The 26,882-nt window shown below is 47.4% G+C and carries 24 protein-coding genes; 15 read left to right on the top strand and 9 right to left on the bottom strand.

Going from position 1 to position 26,882, the window contains the following annotated elements; genetic code table 11:
• Positions 1-86: 86 nt before the first annotated feature.
• On the bottom strand, positions 87-1,094 hold the full coding sequence (locus tag RIE73_RS37290; protein WP_446405980.1) for a rod shape-determining protein: 1,008 nt from the start codon (positions 1,092-1,094) through the stop codon (positions 87-89).
• Positions 1,095-1,486: 392 nt separating this feature from the next.
• On the opposite strand from RIE73_RS37290, the gene RIE73_RS37285 reads away from it, so the two are divergent.
• Positions 1,487-1,849, top strand: coding sequence for a single-stranded DNA-binding protein (locus RIE73_RS37285; protein ID WP_446405967.1), 363 nt, complete (start codon positions 1,487-1,489; stop codon positions 1,847-1,849).
• A 3-nt stretch (positions 1,850-1,852) separates the two neighbouring features.
• Here the strand turns inward: RIE73_RS37285 and RIE73_RS37280 are convergent, their stop codons facing one another.
• Positions 1,853-2,584 (bottom strand): SIMPL domain-containing protein, encoded by a 732-nt coding sequence (locus RIE73_RS37280; protein WP_446405966.1) that lies wholly within the window; start codon positions 2,582-2,584, stop codon positions 1,853-1,855.
• Between the two features lie 177 nt (positions 2,585-2,761).
• Here RIE73_RS37280 and RIE73_RS37275 point away from each other — a divergent pair, with 177 nt between their 5' ends.
• From RIE73_RS37275 to RIE73_RS37245, 7 genes are all read left to right on the top strand, one after another.
• The gene (locus RIE73_RS37275; protein ID WP_446405965.1) at positions 2,762-4,225 is read left to right on the top strand and encodes a cation:proton antiporter; all 1,464 of its coding nucleotides are present in this window, start codon (positions 2,762-2,764) and stop codon (positions 4,223-4,225) included.
• 373 nt (positions 4,226-4,598) lie between these two features.
• Positions 4,599-6,449: an N-acetylmuramoyl-L-alanine amidase gene (locus RIE73_RS37270; protein ID WP_446405964.1), complete on the top strand. Its 1,851-nt coding sequence runs from the start codon at positions 4,599-4,601 to the stop codon at positions 6,447-6,449.
• A gap of 70 nt (positions 6,450-6,519) precedes the next feature.
• Positions 6,520-7,383, top strand: a complete 864-nt coding sequence (murI, locus tag RIE73_RS37265) for a glutamate racemase (protein ID WP_446405963.1) — start codon at positions 6,520-6,522, stop codon at positions 7,381-7,383.
• A gap of 268 nt (positions 7,384-7,651) precedes the next feature.
• Positions 7,652-10,258, top strand: a complete 2,607-nt coding sequence (gene acnB / locus RIE73_RS37260; protein WP_446405962.1) for a bifunctional aconitate hydratase 2/2-methylisocitrate dehydratase — start codon at positions 7,652-7,654, stop codon at positions 10,256-10,258.
• Between the two features lie 225 nt (positions 10,259-10,483).
• Positions 10,484-10,810: an nSTAND1 domain-containing NTPase gene (locus tag RIE73_RS37255; RefSeq protein WP_446405961.1), complete on the top strand. Its 327-nt coding sequence runs from the start codon at positions 10,484-10,486 to the stop codon at positions 10,808-10,810.
• Positions 10,811-11,046: 236 nt separating this feature from the next.
• Positions 11,047-11,265 (top strand): nSTAND1 domain-containing NTPase, encoded by a 219-nt coding sequence (locus RIE73_RS37250; RefSeq protein WP_446405960.1) that lies wholly within the window; start codon positions 11,047-11,049, stop codon positions 11,263-11,265.
• 22 nt (positions 11,266-11,287) lie between these two features.
• Entirely contained in the window at positions 11,288-11,824 is a 537-nt protein-coding gene (locus RIE73_RS37245) for a hypothetical protein (protein WP_446405959.1), read from the top strand.
• Here the strand turns inward: RIE73_RS37245 and RIE73_RS37240 are convergent.
• The 4 genes from RIE73_RS37240 to RIE73_RS37225 all read right to left on the bottom strand — a co-directional run bounded on the left by RIE73_RS37240 (position 11,764) and on the right by RIE73_RS37225 (position 15,027).
• The gene (locus tag RIE73_RS37240) at positions 11,764-12,378 is read right to left on the bottom strand and encodes a hypothetical protein (RefSeq protein WP_446405958.1); all 615 of its coding nucleotides are present in this window, start codon (positions 12,376-12,378) and stop codon (positions 11,764-11,766) included. The genes RIE73_RS37245 and RIE73_RS37240 overlap by 61 nt on opposite strands.
• The gene (locus RIE73_RS37235; RefSeq protein WP_446405957.1) at positions 12,375-13,514 is read right to left on the bottom strand and encodes an Rpn family recombination-promoting nuclease/putative transposase; all 1,140 of its coding nucleotides are present in this window, start codon (positions 13,512-13,514) and stop codon (positions 12,375-12,377) included. Before RIE73_RS37235 ends, RIE73_RS37240 begins: the two co-directional genes overlap by 4 nt.
• Positions 13,515-13,517: 3 nt before the next feature.
• The gene (locus RIE73_RS37230; protein WP_446405979.1) at positions 13,518-14,069 is read right to left on the bottom strand and encodes a CHAT domain-containing protein; all 552 of its coding nucleotides are present in this window, start codon (positions 14,067-14,069) and stop codon (positions 13,518-13,520) included.
• 325 nt (positions 14,070-14,394) lie between these two features.
• Positions 14,395-15,027, bottom strand: a complete 633-nt coding sequence (locus RIE73_RS37225; protein WP_446405956.1) for a type I restriction endonuclease subunit R — start codon at positions 15,025-15,027, stop codon at positions 14,395-14,397.
• A 354-nt stretch (positions 15,028-15,381) separates the two neighbouring features.
• Between RIE73_RS37225 and RIE73_RS37220 the strand changes: the two genes are divergently transcribed.
• The 5 genes from RIE73_RS37220 (at position 15,382) to RIE73_RS37200 (ending at position 21,911) form a co-directional block, all read left to right on the top strand.
• On the top strand, positions 15,382-16,218 hold the full coding sequence (locus RIE73_RS37220) for a pentapeptide repeat-containing protein (protein ID WP_446405955.1): 837 nt from the start codon (positions 15,382-15,384) through the stop codon (positions 16,216-16,218).
• A 200-nt stretch (positions 16,219-16,418) separates the two neighbouring features.
• Positions 16,419-16,940, top strand: a complete 522-nt coding sequence (locus tag RIE73_RS37215; protein ID WP_446405954.1) for a photosystem I assembly protein Ycf3 — start codon at positions 16,419-16,421, stop codon at positions 16,938-16,940.
• A 96-nt stretch (positions 16,941-17,036) separates the two neighbouring features.
• Entirely contained in the window at positions 17,037-17,330 is a 294-nt protein-coding gene (gene gatC, locus RIE73_RS37210; RefSeq protein ID WP_446389156.1) for an Asp-tRNA(Asn)/Glu-tRNA(Gln) amidotransferase subunit GatC, read from the top strand.
• A gap of 346 nt (positions 17,331-17,676) precedes the next feature.
• Positions 17,677-18,621 carry a glutathione S-transferase family protein gene (locus RIE73_RS37205; protein WP_446405953.1) on the top strand — a complete coding sequence of 315 codons (945 nt, stop codon included), beginning with the start codon at positions 17,677-17,679 and terminating at the stop codon, positions 18,619-18,621.
• Between the two features lie 425 nt (positions 18,622-19,046).
• Positions 19,047-21,911, top strand: coding sequence for a GAF domain-containing protein (locus RIE73_RS37200; protein ID WP_446405952.1), 2,865 nt, complete (start codon positions 19,047-19,049; stop codon positions 21,909-21,911).
• 165 nt (positions 21,912-22,076) lie between these two features.
• On the opposite strand, the gene RIE73_RS37195 is transcribed toward RIE73_RS37200, so the two are convergent.
• The 3 genes from RIE73_RS37195 to aroA form a co-directional block, all read right to left on the bottom strand.
• Entirely contained in the window at positions 22,077-22,652 is a 576-nt protein-coding gene (locus tag RIE73_RS37195; protein WP_446405951.1) for a hypothetical protein, read from the bottom strand.
• 163 nt (positions 22,653-22,815) lie between these two features.
• Positions 22,816-23,259, bottom strand: a complete 444-nt coding sequence (locus tag RIE73_RS37190) for an RRXRR domain-containing protein (protein WP_446405950.1) — start codon at positions 23,257-23,259, stop codon at positions 22,816-22,818.
• Between the two features lie 679 nt (positions 23,260-23,938).
• Positions 23,939-25,300 (bottom strand): 3-phosphoshikimate 1-carboxyvinyltransferase, encoded by a 1,362-nt coding sequence (aroA, locus tag RIE73_RS37185; RefSeq protein WP_446405949.1) that lies wholly within the window; start codon positions 25,298-25,300, stop codon positions 23,939-23,941.
• A gap of 222 nt (positions 25,301-25,522) precedes the next feature.
• Between aroA and RIE73_RS37180 the strand changes: the two genes are divergently transcribed.
• Both RIE73_RS37180 and RIE73_RS37175 read left to right on the top strand, forming a co-directional pair.
• Entirely contained in the window at positions 25,523-26,185 is a 663-nt protein-coding gene (locus tag RIE73_RS37180; protein WP_446405948.1) for a hypothetical protein, read from the top strand.
• 427 nt (positions 26,186-26,612) lie between these two features.
• A complete protein-coding gene (locus tag RIE73_RS37175) occupies positions 26,613-26,864 on the top strand; it encodes a hypothetical protein (RefSeq protein ID WP_446405947.1) in 252 nt (83 codons plus the stop codon).
• The last annotated feature ends 18 nt before the right edge of the window (positions 26,865-26,882 follow it).

Here is a 26,882-nt window from a genome sequence, read left to right as displayed (position 1 = left end):
GCCATCGAGTTGCAATAGTGCAGTTGACTGCTCATGCAGCTTGCGGGTCTAACCATCTCCAGGCTGCTCTCTATGACGTTATCACCTTAGATATGGCGAGAGCGCCCACTAAACACCCGTTCTAGCTGTTTGAAGTTTTCCAGAACACGACCTGTGCCTAAAACCACACAGCTTAGGGGATCAGCCGCTACATGAGTCACAATACCTGTTTCGTGACTAATCAACGTATCTAGTCCTTTGAGTAAGGCACCGCCACCCGCTAACATGATGCCTCGATCAATAATATCGGCAGCGAGTTCCGGTGGTGTCCGCTCCAAAGTACGTTTTACCGCATCAACGATAACCGACAGTGGTTCGGACATACTTTCGCGGATTTCAGGTCCCTTGATACTCACGGTTCGCGGTAAACCCGACAGCAAGTGTAAGCCGCGTACTTCCATGGAGAAATCGTCATCCTCATGAGTGGGATAGGCTGAACCAATCTGAATTTTAATTTCTTCAGCAGTTCGTTCCCCAATCACCAGGTTATGCACTTTTTTCATGTACTGGGTAATCGATTCACTCAGTTCATCGCCAGCAACCCGTACCGATTCGCTCAAAACGGTACCTTGTAAACTTAGCACGGCGACTTCTGTCGTACCCCCACCGATATCAATAATCATATTACCGGTTGGCTCTGCCACTGGCAGTCCTGCACCAATAGCGGCAGCAACTGGCTCATCGATTAGGTAAACATCTCTGGCACCAGCTTGAGAGGCGGCTTCCATCACCGCCCGTCGTTCTACACCCGTCACACCACTGGGAATGCCTATGACAATCCGAGGTTGAACTAAAGTACGCCCTTCGTGAACTCGCCGGATAAAATGTTTGAGCATCAGTTCGGCGGTATCGAAGTCAGCAATCACACCATCGCGTAGAGGACGCAAGGCAATTACGTTACCGGGTGTTCTGCCCAGCATTTTTTTGGCGTCCTCTCCCACCGCTAGTGGCATTTTTTCATCTTGGTCCATGGCGACGACAGAAGGCTCCTGGAGTACGATGCCTTTGCCAGATACATATACTAAAGTATTAGCCGTACCTAAATCGATACCCATGTCCCGGGATAGGGAAAAGCGATTGAAAATACCCACTCGTTTATACGCCCCCAAGGTCGAATGTTTCTATGTATAACAAACAAAGTATCTGAACTGTAACCGAGGTGGATTCTATTACGTTTTTTTGGCTGAGTCTAGTGAAGTTGAGAAAGTCATCGTGATGAATCTTTGAAAACAAAGCTGAAAGTATCATTCAGACGAGAAATTTGCTGATCCGGAGAAAGTTTTTGACCACCGGGCGTGCATGTAGAGACGTGCCATGGCACGTCTGGAAGCTGGGGGAGAGGTTTGCTGTTCAGTTATTTCCGCCTTTTTGCACCAGGGTAAGGGATTGTGGCGGACGGCATAAATTCGCTAAACTGGTGGGCGACAAGTACAAGGGTACTAAAACAATGAGTCTCAATGTGGTTAATCTAGTGGGTCGGGTGGGCGCAGATCCCGATGTCCGCTATTTCGAGTCGGGTAGTGTTTTGTGTAAGTTAACACTGGCGGTGGATCGCCGCAGCCGCAACAGTGATAAGCCTGACTGGTTCAATTTAGAGATTTGGGGTAAGACAGCGGAAGTGGCGGCAAACTATGTGCGCAAGGGGAGCTTAATTGGGATTCAAGGAGCGCTGAAGATTGATCCGTTAACGACGCGGGATGGTCACAATTACCACAAACCCGTAATCCGGGTGGATCGAATGGATTTATTAGGGTCTAAACGAGATAATGATCCCAGCGCGGTCGATCGCTATAGCGAGACAGAGTTCTAACGGTTAGTAGCTAATTTGCAGAGTTACGGATGCCTGTACCTCTTGCTCACCGCCAATAATTGGTGTCGGAGCATTTTGGGCAACGGACTCTGCCTGTGCCAGCCGGGGCATAGGTGGAGACGGTGGTGTGGCACCATTAATTTGAATGTTCACGATATCTTGACGGGTGAGGTTCAAGGCATTTAACACCGCATCGGCTTGCTGTTGGGCATCCTGAGTGGCTTCTCGTAGCGCTTGTTTCTGAGCCGTAGCGATCGCGCTTTCTGGGGCGGTAAAGCGAATCGAGTCGATGCGAGTTGCACCAGCAGCCACGGCATCATCCAAAAGGGTTCCCGCCTGTTCTGTGGGAATACGGAAACTGACCGTATTACTGGCAGAATACCCGATCAAACGTCGCTGATTGTCCTCGTAGGTATAGACAGGATTGAGCTGGATACTGGTGGTTTGGAGTTGTTCAACATTACGCGATCGCAGCAACTCCACCACCGCCGCCGACTGACGTGCCACTTCTTGTTGCACCTGTTGCGCTGTTTTTCCTTGAACCTCAACCCCTAACTGGACTCGCGTCAAGGTTGTGGGAATTCGTTCTACGCCTTGTCCGGTTACCGTTAGCGTTCGTAACAATCGCTCCTGCGCGATCGCGGGATTTATGCATCCGAGCATCACTAAACCCAAAACCCCAGCCATCACCTGTAACTTTTTTTGGCTCAGAAAACGGGAACATAAATCTGTCATTTTATAAATTCTCCAAACACCGATAGATTAAGCCTTAACTTTGACACCATAGAGCATTATCATTTCTGGGGTTACAGTTTTTGCAACTCAGTAGTTTAATCTGTAGCCAAGCTCCCAGACGCGCCATGGCACGTCTCTACAAGCTCCCTGTTCCCTGTTCCCTGTAGAATAGAATCCATGCTTTTTTCTCAATCCGTAGCTGATGCAACTGCCTGGGTGAGTTCCCTAACTCCCCCCTTAGGTTTAAGATGGCTATCGGCACATCAATCGCTGATCGCCACAGCCAGTGAAGCCTCCAGCAGCGAAGCCGAAAATAGTTCATTAATCTTCGCCGGCGTATTGCTGAGTTTAGTCGTCATTTACTTTGCCAGCAAACTGGGCGGCGAACTTTGTGCGCGGATTAACTTGCCACCTGTACTGGGGGAACTGGTTGGAGGTGTCGTTGTCGGAGTTTCAGCGCTGCATCTACTTGTTTTTCCCGAAGCCGGGGCAGATGCGGCTAGCTCAATGATTGTCAGCTTTCTGGAGCGCACAGCGGGTTTAAACCCAATGGCGGCTGAGTCGGTGTTTGAGACTCAGAGTGAGGTGATCTCAGTTTTATCCGAACTGGGGGTGGTGATTCTTCTATTTGAAATTGGACTGGAATCGGATTTGCAAGAACTGATCCGAGTCGGTCCACAAGCGGCTGTTGTCGCCATTGTTGGGGTGATTGCCCCTTTTGCCGCCGGGACAGCCGGGTTAACCTATTTGTTCGACGTTCCCGCCGTCCCAGCTATTTTTGCGGGGGCGGCGCTAACCGCTACCAGTATTGGGATTACCGCCAAAGTCTTAGCCGAAATCGGCAGTCTCAGTTCCAAAGAAGGTCAAATTATCATTGGTGCAGCGGTATTAGATGACGTGTTAGGCATCATCGTGCTAGCGGTAGTCGCGAGTTTAGCCAAAACCGGGGAAATCGCGATCGCGAATGTAATTTATCTGATCATCAGTGCGGGTGTCTTTTTAGTCGGTGCGATTTTAGTGGGGCGCTTTCTCGGTCCCTACTTCGTCGCCTTGGTGGATGAAATGAAGACTAGGGGTCAGGTATTACTCACCGCCCTAATTTTTGCCGCGATTCTGTCTTACATTGCCGCTGCGATTCAACTCGAAGCCATTTTAGGCGCATTTGCCGCTGGCTTAATTTTGGCAGAAACCGATAAACGCCGGGAATTAGAGGAACAGGTGTTACCCGTGGCTGATGTCCTTACCCCGATTTTCTTTGTGGTTGTCGGTGCCAAAACCGACTTAAGTGTCCTTAACCCAGCGGTTCCCAGTAATCGGGAAGGCTTGATTTTGGCAGTGTTCCTGATCGTCGTGGCGATTATCGGTAAGGTAGTCACAGGCTTTACCGTCTTTGGTCAACCCGGTATTAATCGTTTGGCGATCGGTGTGGGTATGGTTCCCCGAGGGGAAGTCGGACTGGTTTTTGCTGGAGTCGGTTCAGCCAGTGGGGCGCTTTCCTCGGCAACTGAGGCAGCGATTATCATGATGGTGATTTTAACCACATTTATCGCTCCCCCCTTATTGCGATTAGTCTTAAAAGAACCCGAAACTGTCCCCGGATCAGAGCCAGTGGAAACCCTGTCTGATTCTAAACCCGAATGACTGAATCATCCCCAGTTCTCCTGAAGTACAAGCAGGGGGAGCAATGTAGAGACGTGCCATGGCGCGTCTGGGAGCCGGGGGAGCCGTTGGGATTGTTCATCCGAAAAGGGACTATACTATTTTTTTTGAAACTTAAATTCGTTACTCTACGTCCCTGAAAGCTGACTGTCTATAACAGCTAATCAACTCAACTTGGGTGAGTCATTGGTTTAAGCCAGGGTGGAAACCAAAGCGAGCAGTTGGACTTCGGGATATAGGGTGAACCCGCTCAACCTCACTGAGTTCAGTTTTGAACTCAACAACTGCCTCAAGTGAAAAGCCACCCACCTAAATGCTGTATGCAGCACCGAGCTTTAAGTTAGGAGCAATAATTGTGAGATTTCGCTGGCTACTGCTACTCTCCAGCTTTTTGAGTGTTTTTCTCTATACATCCGCCGCCGAAGCGCGTCAACTGCTGTTTTGGCGGTTTGACCGCGCTCAAAATCAGTTGGTCTTTACCACAGATGAGGGCGTTCAGCCGAGGGCGCAACTCATTGCGAATCCGACTCGGCTGGTGATTGATTTGCCCGGAATTCGACTAGGACGCCCAACGGTCAATCAACAAGTGGGCGGTGCGATTCAAGAAATTCGAGTCGGACAATTTGAAAACCAAACCACTCGGATTGTGGTCGAATTAGCCCCAGGGTATACCCTCGACCCCCAACAGGTAAAATTTAGAGGACTCTCGCCGACGCAGTGGACGGTGAATATCCCCAATCCGCAACGGATATCAACCGCACCGACTCCACCACCCATCACCACGGTTCCTGATCGCCAATCTCGCCAACCGAGTCCGTCAGTCGTGGTGGAAACATCAACGACACCAGTGGATAGTTTCCAGGTGACTCGGAATGGATTTTTTATCCGTACCGATGGCGGAAAACCGGATCAGATTCAGGTGAAGCGGAGTCGCGATCGCCGCCAGATTGAGATTGAGGTGGAGGGTTTAAACCTCTCCCGCCGTCTGGTTGAGCAAACGTTGGATGTGAATCGCTATGGCGTTAGCCAAATTGAGTTCCAAACGGTTAAAGAGTCTCCTCCCTTAACTCGGATCAAGTTAAAGGTGAACCGAGATAGCCCCGATTGGCAGGCATTGTACAGTGATGTCGGTGGGCTAGTGATTATCCCCAGAGGTACCTCGGCATCAAGTTTAGAGAATCGCTCGAATGCTTCGGGTAATGTCTTAGTCTCTTATCCCTCGCGCCAGGGAACTTCAAATCGGCGAGTCAGCATCAATCAAGGGTCTACGATTCAGTCGGTTGAACTGGGCAACAATCAGACTCAACTGTTGATTCAAGCCGATCGCCCTGTTCAAGCCACCAGTCGCTGGGATGGGAATGAGAAGGCGTACCGGATTACGATTCCCAATGCCCAATTAGCGGATCAGGTTAAAGGACCGCAACTGACTGCCAATAGTCCTTTATCACGGGTATTGCTGCGCCAGCAAGACTCTAACACCGTGGTGATTTTGGTGCAGCCAAGTCCGGGAACTCAGATTGGTAGTCTTAATCAAATCAGCGATCGCTTATTGGCGCTACCCATACAACAAAGACAAGCCACATTACCTCCCCGCCAATCGATTCGGGTACCCCCACCGAGTCCATCCCCTACATCCCCCACCTTATCTCCCACTGTTCCCAATAGTCGGATCGTGGTGATGGTTGATCCGGGACATGGCGGTAAAGATCCCGGTGCTGTTGGTATTGGCGGATTACGGGAAAAGGACGTTATTTTACCCATTGCCCAAGAAGTGGCAGCATTATTAGAAAAACAGGGTGTGCAAGCCGTATTAACCCGCAATAGCGATTATTTCGTGGATCTCGCTCCCCGTGTGACCATGGCGGAGCGAGTCAATGCTAATCTATTTGTCAGCATTCATGCGAATGCCATTAGTCTCAGCCGCCCGGATGTCAATGGATTGGAAACTTATTATTTCTCCAGTGGTCAACGACTCGCTCAGACGATTCACAATAACATTTTACAGACGGTTCCGGTGCAGAATCGGGGTGTCCGACGCGCCCGATTTTATGTGCTCAGAAAAACCTCAATGCCAGCGGTTTTGGTGGAAGTGGGTTTTGTCACCGGTCGAGAGGATTCGGTGAAATTAAATAACCCAACTCACCGTAGCCAAGTGGCACAGGCGATCGCTCGTGGTATCCTTCAGTACATTCAGCAGAATTTGTGAACCTGACATAGATTCGTTCATGAATTTCCTATTCCCTGTTCCCTGTTCCCTGTTCCCTGACAAATAACCAATGACAAATGACCCGATTTTGAACTTTAGGGGAGAAGCACAACACCGTCGTATTGGCGTATTCGACAGTGGTGTTGGTGGACTGACTGTTCTCAGGGAACTCTACCGACAACTTCCCAATGAATCGATTCTTTACTTTGCGGATACCGCCCGACTCCCTTATGGAACTCGTTCAGCCAGGGAAATCGTCCAGTTTGGGCGCGAGATTCTCACATGGATGGTTGAACAAGAGGTAAAAATGGTGGTTCTGGCGTGTAACACCAGTGACGCCTTAGCCCTAGAAACGTTACGGCGTGAGTTTCAACTGCCGATTCTCGGATTAATTTTGCCCGGTTCTCGCGCGGCGGTACAAGCAGGGCGTCGGATTGGCGTGATTGCTACCCCGGCGACGGCGGCGAGTAATGCCTATCGACGCGCTTTATTGGAAGTGGAACCCACGGTTCAGGTTTGGCAAGTCAGTTGTCCGGAGTTTGTCCCCTTAGTTGAGCAAAATCGCTTATATGAACCCTATACTTCGGAAGTGGCGTCCCAGTATTTGATGCCCCTACTCCAGCAGCGAATCGATACGTTGATTTATGGTTGTACCCATTATCCCTTGTTAGCGGCGGTATTGCGACAAATTTTACCCGCATCTGTTCAATTAATTGATCCGGCTGAACATGTGGTGGCGGCGGCGGCGCAAGAACTGGATTTAATGGGATTAAAAAATAGTTCTCTACCCCTACCAACGCGATTTTGTGTCAGTGGTTGTCCGCAGCAGTTTGCCAAGTTGTCGGTACAGTGGTTGGGGTGTACTCCAGTTGTGGAAAAAACCTATCTGCCAGACGCATCCCCTGTATCTATGTCTGTGGAAGCGGTGGAGTGAAGGCTTGGTGTCTAGTGCGTCCTAAGTAGGTGGACTTTCATTAAAGTTAACAGTTGAGCCAAGGGATAGAAAACCCCAAGGCTAGGTTAAATCAGATACAGAACCGATAAAAATTCAATGGTAAGCGTTTACTGCCAACAATAAAGAGCTTGAAGAGACAGTACCCTTTACCCATACAACAGGCAGACAGAACAGAACAACCGCACTTGAAAAATTCTAACCTTAACTGCCAAAATGCCAGCAAACGCTTAGAGAGGAGACAACTAGAATGCTAGAAGCCTATCGCCAACACACTGCAGAACGCGCCGAACTCGGCATTCCCCCCCTACCCCTAGACGCCCAGCAAACCACTGAACTGTGCGAACTGCTGAAAAACCCGCCACCGGGGGAAAAAGAAACCCTAATGCACCTGATTCGCGATCGCGTTCCTCCCGGTGTTGACGAAGCCGCCTATATCAAAGCAGGCTTCCTCACCGCCATTGCCAAAGGAGAAATCACCAGTCCCCTAATCAGTCATCAAGGTGCCGTAGACCTTTTGGGGACAATGGTAGGCGGTTACAACGTCCAATCCCTAGTCGATTTACTCAAATCCCCAGACAACCCCTTAGCATCAGAAGCCGCCGTCGAACTGAGTAAAATCACCTTGGTGTATGATGCCTTCAACGATGTCCTCGCCCTCTCAGAGGTCAATCCCTACGCCAAACAGGTAGCTGATGCTTGGGCAAATGGGGCATGGTTTATCCGCCGTCCCAAACTCCCCAAAGCCATCAACGTCACCGTCTTCAAAGTTCCCGGAGAAACCAACACCGACGATCTCTCTCCCGCCACCCACGCCACCACCCGCCCGGATATCCCCCTCCACGCCTTAGCCATGCTAGAATCCCGGATGCCGGATGCCTTAGACACCATTGCCAAGCTCAAAGAAAAAGGCTATCCTGTGGCTTACGTTGGTGATGTTGTCGGTACAGGCTCCTCCCGTAAATCCGCGATTAATTCCGTCCTTTGGCATATTGGCGAAGATATTCCCTGCGTTCCCAACAAACGCGCAGGCGGGTATATTTTAGGCAGTGCGATCGCGCCAATCTTCTTTAACACCGCCGAAGACTCCGGTGCATTACCCATTGAGTGCGATGTCACCAAGATGGAAACGGGAATGGTAATTACCATCCATCCCTACAAAGGCGAAATCACCAACGAAGCCGGAGAGGTCATTTCCACCTTTAAACTCAAACCCGAAACCATCCTGGATGAAGTCCGCGCCGGTGGACGTATTCCTCTATTAATCGGGCGCAGTCTCACCGATAAAACCCGTGAAGCCCTCGGATTAGACCCCAGTACCCTCTTCACTCGTCCCACCATGCCAGAGGATAGTGATAAAGGCTTCACCTTGGCACAGAAAATGGTGGGCAAAGCCTGCGGCTTACCCGGCGTGCGTCCCGGTATGTCTTGCGAACCCCTAATGACTACCGTTGGTTCCCAAGATACCACCGGTCCCATGACACGAGACGAACTCAAAGAACTCGCCTGTCTGGGATTCAGCGCCGATTTAGTCATGCAGAGTTTCTGTCATACCGCCGCCTATCCCAAACCCGTGGATATTACCACCCACAAGGAACTCCCCAACTTCTTCTCCACTCGTGGCGGTGTCGCTTTGCGTCCAGGGGATGGGATTATTCACTCCTGGTTAAACCGGATGTTATTACCGGATACTGTTGGTACTGGTGGTGATTCGCACACCCGCTTCCCCTTAGGCATTTCCTTTCCCGCTGGTTCCGGCTTAGTCGCCTTTGCCGCAGCGTTAGGCGTAATGCCATTGGATATGCCCGAATCCGTCTTAGTCCGGTTTACGGGTGAATTGCAACCCGGCGTCACCCTGCGGGATATTGTCAATGCGATTCCTTATGTGGCGATTCAACAAGGCAAATTAACCGTTGCTAAAGAGAATAAGAAAAACGTTTTCTCTGGACGGATTATGGAGATGGAAGGCTTACCGGATTTAAAAGTCGAACAAGCCTTTGAACTCACCGATGCCACAGCCGAACGGTCTTGTGCCGGATCGACGATTAAGTTAGGGAAAGAAACCATTTCCGAGTATCTGCATTCCAACATTGTGCTATTGAAGAACATGGTAGCGCGAGGCTATCAAGATGCCCGGACTTTGATGCGTCGGGTGGCAAAAATGGAGCAATGGTTGGCAAATCCGGAGTTAATGTCAGCGGATGCTAATGCCGAGTATGCCGATATTATCGAAGTCAATTTGAACGACATCAAAGAACCGATTGTCGCCGCCCCCAATGACCCCGATAATGTCAAATTAATGTCCGAATGTGCCGGAGACAAAATTGACGAGGTGTTCATTGGTTCATGCATGACCAATATTGGACATTACCGCGCCGCTGCTAAAGTCTTAGAAGGTGCAGGAAAAGTAAAAGTGCGCCTCTGGATTTGTCCACCTACCCGGATGGATGAAAAGCAACTGCGGGAAGAAGGAATTTATGACACCTTTGCGGCGGCAGATGCACGGACAGAAATGCCGGGATGTTCGCTATGTATGGGGAACCAGGCGCGAGTTGAAGATGAGGCGACGGTGTTTTCGACATCAACCCGGAATTTCAACAATCGCATGGGCAAAGATGCGCGAGTTTATCTCGGTTCGGCGGAATTAGCTGCTGTTTGTGCGCTGTTGGGTCGGATTCCCACGGTTGAGGAATATACGGACATTGTGACGGAGAAATTGAATCCCTTTGCTGGTGATTTGTATCGCTATTTGAACTTTGATCAAATTGCTGGGTTTGAGGATGAAGGACGGGTGATTCCGTTGGAAGAAATGCCCAAGATTGAGGATATTTTGGGGATGCCAACAGCGGCGCGATAATTAAGGTAGGGTGGGCATTGCCCACCTTATTGGCTGATTGTTACCCTAGACTCATCGGCGCAGACAATCTATACCGCGATTGTTAGCTCTTTTTAGAGGGCTGAAACCATTGAAATATCGTTGCTTTGGGCAATGGGGTTTCCAAAATGGGATGCTCCCGGTGTTAGGGGAAGACAGAGGTTATCCTGATCCCAAATCGTCGCTTCCTCTGGACGCCAGAAGGATTTGGAGGAACTGCTGGAACGGATTCGACGGCGCGATCGCAAATTGACGGTGATTTATGGGTCATCCGGCGTAGGAAAGAGTTCAATTTTGCAGGCGGGATTAGTTCCGATTCTGCAACAAACTTATTTTGAAGGGCGGGATGTTGTGCCTGTTTTGCTACAAGTTTATCAGGATTGGGTTGGGGGGTTAGAGAAGGGTTTAGTGGAAGCTTTGGAGAGTGTTAACCGTTCTTCTAGTTTCGCTAAGGAGTCTCTTGATACTCAATCCGATCCCCCCCTGCCCCCCTTAAAAAGGGGGGAGCTAAGAGAGGCTCTGATGTTGATTTAATTAGCGATAATAACGTTAACATTACGAATCATAAAGACAACCCAGACAATTCTGACTCCTCCCTTCTCCATCCCCCGTGCAACAAAAGCGAAGCATCCGCTGGCTTCCCCCTTTTTAAGGGGGACGGGAGGGGGATCTATAAGGGGGACGGGAGGGGGATCGACAAGGGGAATGAGGGGAGGATTTTAAGGGAAACGAGGGGGGTTAGGTCAACCCGATCAAGGATTCTCCAACAATTGCGTCAAAATGAACAGAGCCAATTATTAACGGTGCTAATTTTTGACCAATTTGAGGAGTTTTTATTTGATCACAAAGATCCAGCCAGCCGACGAGAGTTTTATGAGTTTCTGCGCCAATGTTTAGCGATTCCTTACGTCAAAGTTATTTTATCCCTGCGGGAAGACTATATTTATTATCTATTAGAGTTAAACCGCACGATCAACTGTACCTTTTGAGCCAGATTTAGTTAATCAATTGGTGCATGATTTAGCCAAGGATTTGGGAGAGGTGCGTCCGATTGAGTTACTGAACCAATGGCAATTCCTCTATCCAATTCCAGGAATGGAAACTCAAAACCTAGAACACCAGTCATTGTCATCAAATCATCGACTGACATTTCCCAGGGGGTATAAGATGAACGCGCTAAAAGATAAAGTAATCAATATTGAGTTCAGGGAAAACCATTACAGACTTTCCCGACTGAACGACAGTCAATATTATGAACTTTGGAAAAATAGCCTTGCGATCGCCGATGATTATAGATTTTATATCGACTTTTATCTGTATCTAAGACAACAAGGCGAAGAGTTAAACCTTGCTCAGCTCTATGTTACCCTCGAACAAATATGCGGAAAGAGTAATCAATTTTTTGACGATTGGAAAGGCTCATTTTCTTTCCCATTTTTTCTAGAAATCAGTAAAGCCGGACAGACATTTGATTACTTACTGGAGATCTATGACCACAGAGGCTCTCTGTATTGGGATTTATTGATTCTGTGTTTTAGATTGTGGTAAAGTTTGTTGAGTATTCCCCGACATTTAGGCAGAATCGCCGCTAAACAATCATTGGCAAACTCTTGAATATCGTGGATTTGACCTTCTGGCTGGGCAAAGAGTACCAGGGTTTGTCCCAAAGAGGCTTTAATTTGACTAGGAAGCAGACAACCTTGAGGATTTAAACCCTCCAATTGATGAACGTCTACATGGGGATAGGGATAACGTAGGGTAATATCAACAGCATAGGTATCATGAATTTGTAGAGGATAGACTTCGCCTCGAAGTTGAAGTGTACTCCCTTCAGGGATAGCAGAGAACTTTAGTGTATTTTCAGGTTGTAATAATTCCAGATATCTTGAGTTATCCTGATTGGAAGATACACCGATTTGACCGTTACTTTCTTGAAGACGCGCAATTAGGGATTCTAGTCTAGGAACATGAAGTTTTTGTCCAATTCGCTGACATTCCTCCCATAAAATATTCGCGTTATTGACGGGTTCATCTTCACCTTGAGCTAAGTTGTTTCGCAGATGAAAAGCGTAGAGGCTCAATTTTGGATTAGCAACTTTCATGAACTAGAATTGGAGGATTGAGAATCTTTTGAGTCAGAACTTTGTTGAATGGCATTGAGGATAGCTTGTTTGTTCAGTTCGTAATTAGGAGGTTTTACTCTGCCTTCTTTGCTCCCAGGTGCTTTCTCGCCTACACTAATAGAGAAAGTTTGACGAACCTGACGCCATATCTTGAGAATTTCAGCACGTTTATCCTGTTTACACCAAGTTGAAATCGCCTCTGATAGTTGCTCAATATTATCAGGCAAAGTGGCGATTAACTGATCGAGTTCTGTGAGTTCTTCAGGGGTAAAGAGGGTTCTCTGGTTGGTTAACAGTTCGATAAACGCAGCAACGTTACGTTCGTCTGATGACATAGGTTTAATTCCTTGTGACTGTGCTGTTTGCTGAACGACTTCTAGTGGCAGATCTAACACCTGCGCGATCGCGTCATCACTCAACCCAAACTTGACCATTCGCGGTATGGTTTCCAATTTAAACTCCTCTAGAATTTCCTGATAAACTCTGGTTTGCTTTAAGTCACTTAAATTTAACATGGCAGCAATCTCCTTGCGGCTCTTTTGTGGTAACTTGTATACAATAATTGTCTCAATCAGATTAATAAGTTCACGTTGGATTGTTTCATCTGTTAGCTGTTGCCGTGCTTTTTCGATTAACTGTCTTGCCAATTGTCCGGCTGTCTCTTCCGGCTCAATTACAAGTTTAACAACTTCTACCCCTAATGAACCTTCAGCCGCTTCACCTAGTTCATCCAGGTAAATTCGTCTCACCTGGTTCAGGGCTAAGAGGTTACCAAAGTGTAACGTCTGTTCTCGTTCGATCCGGCGGTTGGGATAGATGACGACAATTTGCCAAGGATGGGATGGCTGGTATTGCCTTAAAAAGATGAAGAGTTCGGCAAATATGCGGTAGTATAAGCCAGCATCCGGCTGGAACTGAACTTCAACCAGGTAGAAAGGTTTGTCAGGTTCGCGGGTTTTGGGTAAAAACAAACCGTCTAAGCGAAAGGATAATTGTTTGACTTCGCGGGAGGTGAATTCATAGCTATCGGCTTCTTCGGGAGGACGGTTAATAAGCTCAAAGAAGATGCCGGGAAATGCCAGAAATAGGTTATAGAAGATACTGTCAGTTTTCACGGGTTATTGACCGATGGCACAAAATGCAGCCCAGTAGTAAGGGGACTCAAAAGGTTTACTTCCAGAATCTATTGTACATAAAAAGTCGTACAACGCTTCTTCTTTTGCCTGACTCATAGGTAAGCTTTGCGCCCAGTTTTGTAATTGTTCTTTTGTCGCATTTCGTAACCAGGTTTGGGCTTGGTTGAGGGCAACAGAAACGGTTGAGCCTGATTTTAAACTCTGATAGAACCGAATGATTAACAAGGCTGTAGAGAGTTCATTCACAGTCCACAGAGAACAGACAATGCTGGCAGTACCTGCAACCAAAAATCCATAGTTCAAGCCAATGTACTCATCCGTGGCGGATGGAAAGCCGATTAATCCTGTTTCGCAAGCAGATAGAGTGACGAGCCGACATTGACTGAGGTCCAAGGTAAATAGCTCTAACACAGTAAGGTATTTGCTGAAAGCAGTAGCTGGGTCATTTTTTGGGGAAATGTGGCAATCAGCCAGATGTAGTTTAGAAAGCAGAGGGCGTTCAAAGTCGAAGTCGCCGTGACAAGAAAAGTGGATACAGTGGGCAGTTTGGAGTTGCTGGTTGTCAATAGCTCATCTTTTGCCCAACTTCGCAAGATTTTAGAAAACTTATCATCCAGTTTGTCTAAATTAGAGTCCAATAGTTGTTCCCCTTGTCGTCGCTGCTCCTTGATGTCTTTGTCTTTTATGCATCTGATTGTCTGCAATGCTTCATTCAAGAACTCGTAATAAACGTTACGGTTTGGTTGTCTAGGGTTAAATTCTTTTTTCATTTTTATCGGTTAATTTCCTAATGACAGTAAAACAGTATTGTTTGATCAAATATATTTTACCTGATTTCACTAAAGATAGTTGGTTGACTTTATTGCAGCACACTTGCCAATCGCTTTAACACCTGTAGCACATCATAAAGCTTATTCTGTCGCAATAACAACAGAGAGAAGACATCAGAAAAATCATAGATAGCTGGGTCTTGGTTCACCAATTTAATAAACATATACAACCCGCCATCGGTGATCATCCCATAAAGCGGTTTATCACTCTGAGGAGTTGTCATCATATAAGCCAATGCTTGGGGAATTCCAGCTTCAAAGGAAATCGACTTCTTTGATTCGACTACCGCACTCCAAAACTGTCGTTGAAACACTAATGTATCAATTCGACCCCGTAGCTTTTCATCTCGCTCCTCAAGCACAACCTCTACGGAATACTCATTCGTGATTAAAAACGGCTCATCATACAATCCTGCCAACTCCAACAGGTGAGCAACAATCAGCATATTAACTGTTGCTTCCGCCAACTCCCCCTGCATTCTATGACGCATAAATCGGCGCTTAATCTTGTCCAGAAATGCCCCTTCTGTTTCGGTTAACTCTGGTAAATTATCGTGCCACTCCGGAAAAAAGAGATCACTATCGGCTGGGTTCAGTGTGAACCGCTCCTGAAGTTGAGCCATATTAGTAATCGCTTGAGAAATGGCTAGAGATTGAGTCATTTTAATTCAACCCTTCAACGTATATTTTACAAAGTTGTCAATTTTTTATAGTTTAGTCCGCGTAGGCGGACTTTGTTTGTGTAGCCGCGATTTCAATCGCCATGGCAAAAGGAGGTTCCTGTCATCGGATTTGGTATAAACTCTCTAACCTAATCACCCGTGTTGTCGAGCTGAAACAGTATCTGCCACCTTGCCATCCGCTCCTTTCCATTGAACAATAGGTGAATGTCTAAAAATTTAGGATAGAGCGGTTCTTAAGTGGATGATATACACGAAAAGGTTCCGCATCAGACAGGAAATTGTCATATAGAAAGAAGCAATAGACAAGAGTGAACGGTAAAGCGGGAGACGCGAATGGCAAATTTAGAGCATCTGAGATTACTTCAGCAAGGTGCAGTAGGTTGGATTAAATGGAGAAATCGGCATCACACAATAGAACCTGATTTGAGCGAGGCTAACCTCGAAGGCGCTAACCTGAGAGGCGCTAACCTGAAGCAGGTTAACCTAAAAGGGGCGCAGTTAGAATCGGCAAATCTAATCACGGCAAATCTGACAAAAGCCAACCTGAGCCTTGCTTATCTGAGTTTGGCTTGTATGATTGACGCCAATCTCATCGAAGCTTCCTTAGTCAGCGCTCATCTGATGCAAGCGGAACTCAGCTATGCTGATTTAAGCCATGCTAACTTAATCGGGGCTGACCTGAGAGGCGCTAAGTTGATGAACGTTAATTTGAGTCATGCTAATCTGATTGGTACCGACTTCAGAGAGGCAAACTTAAAAGGCGCAATGCTCAATGAAGCCAATTTGAGACGCAGTAATCTCAGTGACGCCAGCCTCATGAGCGCTCACCTTAACCAAGCTAATCTTGCTGATACGAATCTCCATGAAGCGGAGTTGATTGGCGCTTACCTCTACCAAGCTGACTTGGAAAGAGTGAACCTGAGTCAGGCTCATTTGGGTGGTGCTTATCTGTTTGGGGCAAATCTTAGCGGCGCTGATTTAGAGGGAACAGATTTGAGATGGACAAATCTTACAGGCGCAAATCTCCAAGCCGCTAATCTCAAAGGTGCTAGATTGGCAGGCGCTCATCTTGACAAAGCTAACCTGACAGGGGCGGTTCTAGATGATTTTACCCTAGAGGGTGCTAGTCTCCAAGGGACAATTTTGCCGGATGGGACGATTCATGGATAGGGGAGATGGGGGAAGCAGGGGGAGCAGGGGGAGCAGGGGAAGCAGGGGAAGCAGGGGGAGCAGGGGAAGCAGGGGAAGCAGGGGGAGCAGGGGGAGATGATGGTGGGTTGAGTCACATCAGGTGACAACAAACAATCCCTGATCGAGTGCATCCCAGACACGTTACGATAATTGACAACCGGGATAATTGGGAAGCAACTATGCCACGTACACAGCGTAACGATAACTTTGTTGACAAAACCTTCACGGTAATGGCAGATCTCATTCTTAAGGTTTTGCCCACCAACAAGAAAGCCAAAGAAGCGTTCGTCTATTACCGAGATGGGATGTCGGCTCAGGGAGATGGCGAATATGCTGAAGCTTTGGATAATTACAAGCAAGCGTTGGAGTTAGAAGAAGATTCCTATGACCGCAGCCTGATTCTGTACAATATGGGGTTAATTTACACCAGCAATGGTGAACATGAGACCGCATTAGAGTATTACCACAAAGCCCTCGACTCTAATCCCCGTCTCCCTCAAGCGCTGAATAATATTGCTGTTATTTACCATTTCCAAGCGGAGAAGGAGAAGGAAGCGGGAAATGATGAAGCCGCAGAAAAGCTGTTTGATCAAGCCGCCGATTATTGGAAACGAGCGATTCGTTTGGCTCCGAATAACTACTTGGAAGCGCAAAACTGGTTGAAAACGACCGGACGTTCAGCTATTGATATCTATTTTTAGGGTTCGTCATTCGTCATTTGTCATTTGTCATTTGTCATTCGTCATTTGTCACTGACTAGGAAAGAATCAACAATCAACAATCAACAATCAACAAGCATGATTGACCTAGAACAAGTTCGCAAAGTCGCTAATCTGGCACGTTTGGAGTTGACTCCTGAAGAAGAGGAGCAATTTTTGCCACAGCTTAATAGCATTTTGGAATACTTTCAACAGCTTAGTGAATTGGATACAGAAAATGTTCCGCCAACGACTAGAGCCATTGATGTTAGTAATGTGACCCGACCTGACCAACTTCAACGGTATCCAGAGCGGGATGCTTTATTGGCAGAATCTCCAGATCAAGATGGGGACTTTTTTAAAGTGCCGCAAATCCTCAGTACGGAAGAGTAACGGGAGTCTGGAGCATAACTGCACAAAACGTTCAAGTCGGTTGGGTACTTGCGATCGCGGAATCCAACCGGCTAACTTGCTGGCGTTGGGTTACTCGCAAAGAAGGCTCCGTCTAGGTTCTCGGAACCCAACCGACAACAGTGACAGGCTCCGAGAGTAACGCTGAATTTATCCTTCGTCTTTGGTCATTTGCAGGTTTTCTTGAGAATAACCAAGGACGAAGGAGGTCTTTATGAATAAATATTAATTTTTCTGAAGAATATAAAGAAAATGATCAGTATAGAGAATTGAGAAACCGAAAATAGGGATAATTGACAATTAAAGGCATTGGGAATAGGGAGAAAATATGGCAACTGGAATGCTGGTGAATGGACAATGGACGAAGGAACCTTACCAGCAAGATCCTCAGGGACGATTTAAGCGAAATCCGACCAAATTTCGTAACTGGGTGAGTGCGGATGGTTCTACGGGGTTTAAAGCGGAGTCGGGACGCTACCATCTCTATGTCTCTCTGGCTTGTCCTTGGGCGCACCGCACACTGATTATGCGGAAATTGAAGGGGTTGGAGGAGGCGATTAGTCTGTCCATTGTTGACCCGTTTATGGATGAGGAGGGATGGGAATTTTCTGATGCTCCCGGTTGTATCCCGGACACGGTTCATGGAAGTCGTTATCTGCGAGAGGTTTATCTCAAAGCTGACCCGAACTGTACCGGGCGAGTGACGGTTCCTGTGCTTTGGGATAAACAAACGAATACGATCGCCAATAATGAGTCCCGTGAGATTATCCGTATGTTCGATCGGGAGTTTGAGGCGATCGCCCAGTCTCAGGTGAACTTTTGTCCCGATGATCTGCAAGCAGACGTTGATCGCACGATTGACGCGATTTACCAACCGATCAACAATGGTGTCTACCGCGCTGGGTTCGCCACAACTCAGACGGCTTATGAGGAGGCGGTAACTGAGCTATTTGAGGCGCTAGATTCTTGGGAAGCGATTCTATCCAAGCAGCCTTACCTGTGTGGCGATCGGATCACGGAAGCGGATTGGTGTATGTTTACCACCCTGTTTCGCTTTGACCCCGTTTACTACGTGCATTTTAAGTGCAACTTGCGTAGAATTAGTGATTATCCCCATCTGGGAAAGTATCTCAAAGATCTCTACCAGCAACCGGGCGTTAGCGATACCTGTAACCTTGATCAGATCAAGCAACACTATTACAGGAGTCATCCCCATATTAATCCCACTCGCATTGTTCCCAAAGGTCCTGTAATTGACTGGGTGACTGGATAAGGGTTGAGTGTGTAGGGGCGGGTTTAGCGACTTTCTTATCGGCTACCAACCCAAGCTGGGACAAATTTGTTCCCTGTTCCCTGTTCCCTGTTCCCTTTCCTAACCAAAATGTCCCGCTTTAGACCGATAACCTCTTATCGCTGTTGATGATCACGTTTGGGCAAAACTCGCCCTGACCAAATGCTGAGTTAACTCCCCAAATTCCCACCGATAGGGTGAAGTCTATTCAGAAGCAACCATAATTTAGTATTATTGTCAATACTATTTGTCTTAGAGACTTGAGATCGATAGAGTCTAATTTAAGCCATCGGTGAGGTAGCATCTGAGATAGTCCCCATGGATTGACATCACGGCTTCTGACCCCCAATCACCACCCGACTAGCGAGAAACGGCAAGCTGCCAAGGCGTTTACACCAGGTTGCACTATGATTTCTAATTTATCTGAACAGTCCCATTATCCCGAAAGTGCGAGTAACGGATTACAAATTGCCAGAGGATTAAAAGCTAAATCACAAAACTATAAACGATTGCTGGTTGAGGTGTTGAAATGGACAGGGGGACAACCCTTCCTCACCCAGCAGCTTTGTCGCTTAATCGCCCAAGCCCCTGATTCACCCACGAAAGGAACCGAAGCGCAATGGGTGGAAAACTTAGTGCGATCGCACTGGATTGAGAATTGGGAAGAACAACCGGAACTGATGCATTTGCAGACGATCCGGGATCGCTTACTCAGACGCAAACACCGAAGTCTGAAGCTGTTGCAGGTGTATCAGCGCATCCTCCAACAGGGAGAAGCGATCGCCAATGACAGTTCCGAACAGAAGGAACTGCGGATGATGGGGTTAGTCCTCAAGCATCAAGGGAAAGTTAGGATTCACAATCGCATCTATGAATCGGTCTTTAACCAAGACTGGGTCAATCAAGCAATAAAAACGATCCAAGCCGATATAGAACCCGGTGACTCGGAATTTCTCAAAGCCTTAGCTGAATTAGAACGGAAACTCCTGGTTTCCCAGGTAGAAATCTTATCCAAAGCCGACACAGAATCCGAGGATGAAGGTTCAGCACAAGCCCTTTATGAGGTGCTGCGCGATGTGACCTCGAAAGTCGGCGAATTACTGGGTGCGGATCGCGCCACCATTTTCTTACTCAATGACGAGAAGACAGAACTCTGGTCATTGGTGGCGGAGAATGAAGAAGGTGAATTCCTGGATATTCAAGTGCGAGTCGGGGAAGGGATTGCCGGTCATGTGGCTCAGGATAAAAAAGTCATCCATATTGCCGACAACGTTTATGATGATCCCCGGGCGGCGCTGGTTAAGGAATTTGACAAAAAATATAATTACCGCACTGAAAACATCTTGGCGTTTCCCATCTTAAGTGAAAATAAAGAAGTCATTGCCGTCATTCAGCTCTTAAATAAGTTACCCACTAATGGGCAATCTAATCAGCGTCCCAAAGGATTCACCACCCTAGACTTAGAACGGTTGGCAAAATGTGTGGTTCCGGTGCGGCGGATTCTGGAAAGTTGCCAATCCTGTTACAAGGTGATGAAGAAGCTGCGGGCGACAGCCGCCTTAGCTGAAGCTACCCGATCCTTGGATCAGATTAACTTAGATACCAAGGCAATTTTGCAACGGGTGATGAACACCGCCAAGAAGCTGCTGAACGCCGATCGCAGTACCTTATGGTTAGTGGATCGCGATCGCGGCGACTTGTGGACGGAACTTCCAGGGAAAGGAGAGGTACGTTGCGAGATTGGGGTTGGCTTTGCAGGTCAAGTGGCGCAAACCCGCAAACCAATGATTATCCCCTTCGATCTCTATGACCACCCTAGTGCGGAAAATGCCAAAAAAACCGATGCCCAAACCCGCTACCGCACCTGTAGCCTCCTGTGTATGCCCGTCGTCAGTCCAGATGGGGAATTATTGGGCGTCACCCAACTAATCAACAAGCGCAAACCTGGAGATCATCCAGAGTATAACCGAGATGAGTGGCCCCACGTTCCCAGTTACTTCAAGGCGAGTTTTGATAAAAATGACCGCCAGTCCATGCAAGTCTTTAACGAACGAGTGGGTGTTATCCTGCAATTCGTCAAGACTCATGAAACATTAAAACAGCTTGCTCAAATTGAGCCAAAAGAATCGGTTTATAACACTCTGGCAATTCTCAGCAATTCCGTTGCCGATCAGAGTGACGAAGCGCTCTACAATGCGCTGTATTATACGTTGAGTTTTGTCACCAACTCGATTAACAAACTCTTGGGCGCTGAACAGACGACCATTTTTCTCCTGGATGCCGAACAAAGCATCTTTTGGTCATTAGTCTGGAATCCCAGAACCCTAAATGCTCAAGAAATTCGGGTATCTGCCACCCTAGGAATCGCCAGTAAAATGGTCGAATCGCGTTCAGTCAAAGCTAGTAAAAATCCCAGTAAACTGAACGATCTGTTAATCCACATGGGGTTAGAACCCGACGCGATTAACAATGTGGAAAACATGTTGTTATTCCCGGTTGTAGACTCGAAAGGGAAAGTGATTGCCATTATTCGGTCATTTAACAAATTCCTGTTTACGTATGAATCCGGGGGAACCTTATCCGAACAGATCGAAATCAACGGCTTTACCCAAGCCGATGCCCAGAAACTGCATGAACGCATGACAGCCACATTACCCATTTTGCAAGGCTTCCAAGCGTTCCATCGGCAAATCCGCAGCATTCAAGAACAACGCAAGGCGATCGATCCCCTCTATCAAGCGATTAGTTTAGTCAGTAGCAGTAGTGGTGGAAATGCTGAAGAGATTATCCAAACGGTGATGCAAGCCGCCAAACAACTCACCCATGCGGATCGCACCACCCTCTGGTTAATTGATTACTCAACTCAGGAATTATGGACAAAAATTCCCCAAGCCGATGGTTCTTTAATGGAAACACGAGTTCCTTTAGGAGAGGGATTTTCTGGGAAAGTCGCCCAAACAGGTCAACCGTTAAATATTCCCTTTGACCTCTACGAACATCCCGATTCTGATATCGCCCGTCGCACCGACGCCAAAACTCATTATCGGACATGCAGTCTGTTATGTATGCCTGTTTTAAGTTGCGATGGTGAGTTACTCGCTGTTACCCAACTCGTAAACAAACGTCAGGGTGATGATAAGACGGAATATGATCCATCTCAGTGGCCCCAAGTTCCCGACTACTTTAAAGCCAGTTTTGATGAAAATGATCAACGGGACATGGAAATTTTTAACAATCAAGTGGGTGTTGTACTTCCCGGTATTATGCGTTAATAGCCTTTCTGTTTTGACCCTTCACCAGCTTCGGGGAACCTGATTTGTAGGGGCGGGTTTAAGGATTTTCTGGTCGCTATTGATGGTAATGTTTGTGCAAAACCCGCCCTGACCGATCCTTCGCTTTGCTCTAGGACATGGTGTTGAGCAAGCCATGAACAATGTTTAACTACTAAATACCTGAGCCAAATCTTCATTGGACGTTCCCAAAATGCGTGCCAATCGATTCAGTTCGCTATCACTGAAGCCATCCCGGACTTCGATTAGCTCATCCACAGATTTTCCCAGGATTCGGGATAGAGACTTAAGCTGGCTATCGGGAATATCTTTACCTTGGAAAATATCTTTGAGCTGTTGCGGTGCTAATTTGTAAGAGGCACAAAATCGCACAAATTCTCGATTACTGATATCCAGGGCTTGTTGTCGTTCCCTGAGTAAGAACGCGATCGCCCGAGTTCCATGTTCGGGGCGTTTAGCTTTGTCCAGATAGTCCTGGATACGCCTGTCGAGATGATTCATGCTAATCCCCGACTGTTTAAGTAAATCGATACAGGCTAATTTTATAGCTTTGTTTAGGGTTTCACTTTCTTCATGGAGTCGTTCATACTCATTAAAGATTTCCACCATCTTCGCCGCAAATTCTGGTGTACAAAACCCAACTTCCATATCCTCGCAGGAAATGGCAATATAGGAGCGGTAGTGGTTCAGTTGTAGACGCAATGTCTGGTTATTTGGGCGCATAAGTCCAACGTTTTTAGTAAAAAAACTATTTTAGGGGAGTTATTTGACCAATTGTGCCAAAGTCTAGTTCATCAAAACCTTCGGGATACCCCGTCCGTCTATACGGCTCTAAGGGACAGAAGGGGTGGTTGAGTGGGGTACTCTTCGAGAAGCCGCTTCGCGTCTACAATACCCCCGAAACCACCAACCCCATTGGGCGAGCAATCAACTTACATTTACTAATTGCTCTTTGACCTAACCCTTTGCCTGACTTGGCGCTTTTTCTGCCACTGGTTAGGTCAACATTGACTTTAACTTTCTCGTACACGATGGTTGAGATGGGCAATATTTGGCATAATTGTGATATAATTTTGAGTTCTAGCTGACAGTTTGCTCGAATGTTAGAGGGTAATTTAGATTGACGACGATTTTTAAACCGTTCTTGCCTGTGGTTTCGTAGGTTGAAGGCAACTTGGCGGTTAATCCTTCTAGCCCTGCGACCTCTTTTCAGCATTCTTCGGTAGTCCATTTTGCTCTTAACTCCAGGCATCGCACTCAAGTCAGACCACTTAGCCACTGCTTTAAGATGCTCCATCCAGCGACGGGCGCGAGATGTTGTCGTTGGCATTAATGGTTTTCCTTTGGGATCTACTACTGGAACTCTGGTGTTCGACATTTGGTATAACCCATAAATGTTTTAGTCTCTTCGCCCAACTGCACGCTTGGTGTCTTGGCTTTACCCAACGCTCTGACCACGCTTAGCCTAGAGAGGTACAAACTAGAGAAGTATTTGTACGTCCGTAACTATTGCAGTCTCTTCGGGGCTATTCAACAGTTGCCTCACCGGAAGTAGTTCCGGCAATCCCCACCCGTCTTTACAGTGGGGTAGTTGAAAAGGATAGCGACGTAGAATGCAAGAGTTAACAATATAACGCCTCCGCCAAAAAATTGGTGATTTTGCCCTCCAACCTGACTTAGGCTGAATACGATATTCTAGTACACCCTGTTTACCGATTAACAATAACCTGATTTTCTGTTACATCGACATTTTGACATACTACCTCGCTAGACGGATGTTAGCAGGGTGATGGGGTAAGGGGGTGGTTGATTGTGTAGAGATGGGTTTCACTACTTTTTCGGTTGAACCCATAAGTGACTCAACCCGCCCCGGTTTTCGCAGGTTTCCAGACGTCCCGTGAAAAGTCAGCCCCTGCACATTGGTCAGGGCGGGTTTTGTACAAACGTTATTATCACATCGCGACAAGAAAGTCCCTAAACCCGCCCCTACACACTCAAAATTTCCTCAATCATGTCGGAGAGTCTGGATTGCACAGGCGTTGTAATGTGGTGGTAAAGTCAGGGTAGGAAATGGTTGCGGCTTCGGCACCGTGGATGGTGGTGATTCCTTGGGCGTTGAGGGCGGCGATCGCCAGACTCATGGTGATCCGATGATCGGTATGACTGTCAACCTCTGTACCCGTTAGCGGCGTGTTTCCGGTGATTTCTAACCCATCGGGGAGTTCTGTAATTTTTGCGCCCATCCGGTTTAATTGAGACGCCATAACCGCGAGGCGATCGCTTTCTTTGACCCGAAGTTCGGCGGCGTCGCGAATCACGGTGGTTCCTTGGGCGAAAACCGCCGCAACTGCCAAAATGGGAATCTCATCAATTAGCCGGGGAATTAAAGCCCCAGCAATCTCACAGGCGTTGAGGCGGCTATAGCGAACTCGGATATCCGCCACCGGTTCTCCCGCCACTACCCGTTGATTCTCCAACTGGATATCCGCATTCATCATCGCTAGGGCGTCTAAAACACCCGTGCGGGTGGGATTAACCCCAATATTTTCAATCAATAACTCAGAATCCGGGACAATCGCCCCAGCCACTAACCAAAAGGCGGCGGAACTAATATCACCGGGAACAATCACCGTTTGTCCCTGGAGTTGCGCTAGACCGGTGACTGTAGCACTGTGGGTGTCTGGGTCAACGGTGATTTTAGCACCAAACGCCTTAAGCATCCGTTCACTATGGTCACGAGACAACGCAGGTTCTGTTACCGTTGTTTCCCCGTCTGCCATTAACCCCGCTAACAGGATACAGGATTTAACTTGGGCAGAAGCGATCGGGGAATGGTAATGAATTGGCTTAAGCTGTTGTCCCTGAATCGCCAGAGGCGCTAATGAACCATTTCCCCGCCCCCAGATTTGCGCCCCCATTTGTTGCAGCGGATGAACCACACGAGACATCGGGCGCGATCGCAAGGATTTATCTCCGGTTACCGTAAAAAAGCGTCCGGGGTGGGAAGCTAAAAGTCCCAGCATCAGCCGCAGAGTCGTCCCAGAGTTGCCCGCATTTAAGATATCCAGGGGTTCTTGCAATTCTCCCACACCCACGCCCTTAACGATAACCTCGTCGGCGTTCAGTTGAGAGATAGTCGCCCCCATCCCTTGGAAACAAATGGCGGTACTGCGCGGATCATCCCCCAGTAGGAGTCCCTGGATGCGGGTTTCCCCTTGCGCGATCGCACCCAACATCAAAGCACGGTGGGAGATAGACTTATCACCGGGAACCTGGAGACTCCCTTTCAGGAACAATCCCGAAGGTGGGCGGGTGATAATTAAATCCAGTTGAGTTTCGATTTGCTTCAGGGTGACAACCGTAAGGGGCATAGGTATGGAGGGGTTTAACCAGGGCAACATAAAATTGTATCAAACAATTGTATTAGGGGAATGTTCCAGACATGCCATGGCGCCTCTGGGATCAGGGGAAGATGAATAATCCATGATGATGTAGGGGCGGGTTTCACAACTCTCGTTTTTTTTCCGCCCTAATGTCACTAAACCCGCCCCGCCCAAATAGTCATTGTCGATGGATTAGACCGCCATGATCAGATGACCGCCTTAGAAATGTTTGCCAGTCCCCTGCTGACAGAACTGAATTGTCATATCATCTACACCATACCCATTTCCCTGCGGTATTCTCCCAGTTTTCGCCAACCGATGCAGCGATTTCAAGACTGTTTAGACTTGGCGAATATTCCCGTATTTGAATGTGACGCCAACTTATGTCCCACCACCCAGCCAGATCAGATGGGGCGACAGATATTGAAACAGGTTATTAACAAACGATTAGCGCGATTAACGAACTACAACACTCAAGATTTGTTTACCCCAGAAGCATTAGAACTCTTGTGTAAAAAAAGCGGAGGCGTAATGCGAGATTTAATTCGTTTAGGGCGGACAGCCTGTCAAGTCGCGGTGAAACAGAAAGCTACCTCTGTGGATCAAGCTATTGCTGAACAAGCGGTAAAAGAAGAACGACAAGCCTATACAATTAGTGATTATCAGTTCCCGGAATTAGCCGCAATTCACCGAACCGGACGATTAACCACAAAAACCCATACCTTGCCGAATAAAGGAGAATTTGTAATTAGCGATGAACTCTTGCAAAATAAATTTGTTTTAGGCTATTACGATAAAAACCAGAATCCTTGGTTTGACGTAAATCCGATATTGATTGAAGACTTACAGCGATGGCAAGCAACTCAAGGGTAATTTGTCATTCGTCCTTCGTTATTTGTCATTTGTCATTCGTCATTCGTCATTCGTTCTTTGTTATTCGTCATTTGTCCTTTGTTATTCGTAGGGTGGGTTAGGCGGTGTTAAATTGAGGAGACAACCATCTAATTCAATATCCGCCGTAACCCACCGATATCGTAGTGGCGTGGCACACCTTAATTGGTGGATTAGCATTGTAGGGGCGCAAGGCTTGCGCCCGGTTTAACCCTTCGACTTCGCGGCAATTGAGCCTGTCGAAATTCAGGGTTAAACGTCAAATCTATTCCACAATTTTAGCTGGTTAAGTCCGCCATCGTGAGTTAGGCGGTGTTAAATTGAGGAGACAACCATCTAATTCGATATCCGCCGTAACCCACCAAACCTCTAACGGATAAAACATAAACCTTGATCAGGAGACTAACTCATGCAATCAGCATTAAGGATTGAAACCCAGGTTTTACCCGGAAATAAAATTGAGATAACCTTACCATCTGATGAAATTCCCAAGGCGGTAGGACAAACCGTTGAGGTAATTGTCATTCTACCCAATCCACCCAAGCTAATGCGTCAAAATGTTCTGGAATGGATTGAACAAGCCCGGAGCAAACATCCATCTAGAACAGCTCAAGAAATTAATCGTGATATCCAGGCTGAAAGAGATTCATGGGACAGCTAAGTTTACCAGACTCTGCTA

Origin of the sequence: Coleofasciculus sp. C1-SOL-03 (assembly GCF_040220555.1) — a bacterium.
In the GTDB taxonomy this organism is placed as follows: domain Bacteria; phylum Cyanobacteriota; class Cyanobacteriia; order Cyanobacteriales; family Coleofasciculaceae; genus Coleofasciculus.
The sequence above is the reverse complement of the archived record's forward strand: the minus strand, read 5'-3'. Positions and strand labels throughout refer to the sequence as shown.

Coding starts and splice junctions, on each gene's coding strand:
- RIE73_RS37280 (WP_446405966.1), bottom strand. CDS start 2,584: ATGACAGATTTATGTTCCCGTTTTCTGAGCCAAAAAAAGTTACAGGTG.
- RIE73_RS37285 (WP_446405967.1), top strand. CDS start 1,487: ATGAGTCTCAATGTGGTTAATCTAGTGGGTCGGGTGGGCGCAGATCCC.
- RIE73_RS37200 (WP_446405952.1), top strand. CDS start 19,047: ATGATTTCTAATTTATCTGAACAGTCCCATTATCCCGAAAGTGCGAGT.
- RIE73_RS37290 (WP_446405980.1), bottom strand. CDS start 1,094: ATGGGTATCGATTTAGGTACGGCTAATACTTTAGTATATGTATCTGGC.
- RIE73_RS37195 (WP_446405951.1), bottom strand. CDS start 22,652: ATGCGCCCAAATAACCAGACATTGCGTCTACAACTGAACCACTACCGC.
- murI (WP_446405963.1), top strand. CDS start 6,520: ATGACAAATGACCCGATTTTGAACTTTAGGGGAGAAGCACAACACCGT.
- aroA (WP_446405949.1), bottom strand. CDS start 25,300: ATGCCCCTTACGGTTGTCACCCTGAAGCAAATCGAAACTCAACTGGAT.
- RIE73_RS37190 (WP_446405950.1), bottom strand. CDS start 23,259: ATGCCAACGACAACATCTCGCGCCCGTCGCTGGATGGAGCATCTTAAA.
- RIE73_RS37215 (WP_446405954.1), top strand. CDS start 16,419: ATGCCACGTACACAGCGTAACGATAACTTTGTTGACAAAACCTTCACG.
- RIE73_RS37240 (WP_446405958.1), bottom strand. CDS start 12,378: ATGAAAGTTGCTAATCCAAAATTGAGCCTCTACGCTTTTCATCTGCGA.
- gatC (WP_446389156.1), top strand. CDS start 17,037: ATGATTGACCTAGAACAAGTTCGCAAAGTCGCTAATCTGGCACGTTTG.
- RIE73_RS37275 (WP_446405965.1), top strand. CDS start 2,762: ATGCTTTTTTCTCAATCCGTAGCTGATGCAACTGCCTGGGTGAGTTCC.
- RIE73_RS37175 (WP_446405947.1), top strand. CDS start 26,613: ATGCAATCAGCATTAAGGATTGAAACCCAGGTTTTACCCGGAAATAAA.
- RIE73_RS37220 (WP_446405955.1), top strand. CDS start 15,382: ATGGCAAATTTAGAGCATCTGAGATTACTTCAGCAAGGTGCAGTAGGT.
- RIE73_RS37225 (WP_446405956.1), bottom strand. CDS start 15,027: ATGACTCAATCTCTAGCCATTTCTCAAGCGATTACTAATATGGCTCAA.
- RIE73_RS37180 (WP_446405948.1), top strand. CDS start 25,523: ATGACCGCCTTAGAAATGTTTGCCAGTCCCCTGCTGACAGAACTGAAT.
- RIE73_RS37205 (WP_446405953.1), top strand. CDS start 17,677: ATGGCAACTGGAATGCTGGTGAATGGACAATGGACGAAGGAACCTTAC.
- acnB (WP_446405962.1), top strand. CDS start 7,652: ATGCTAGAAGCCTATCGCCAACACACTGCAGAACGCGCCGAACTCGGC.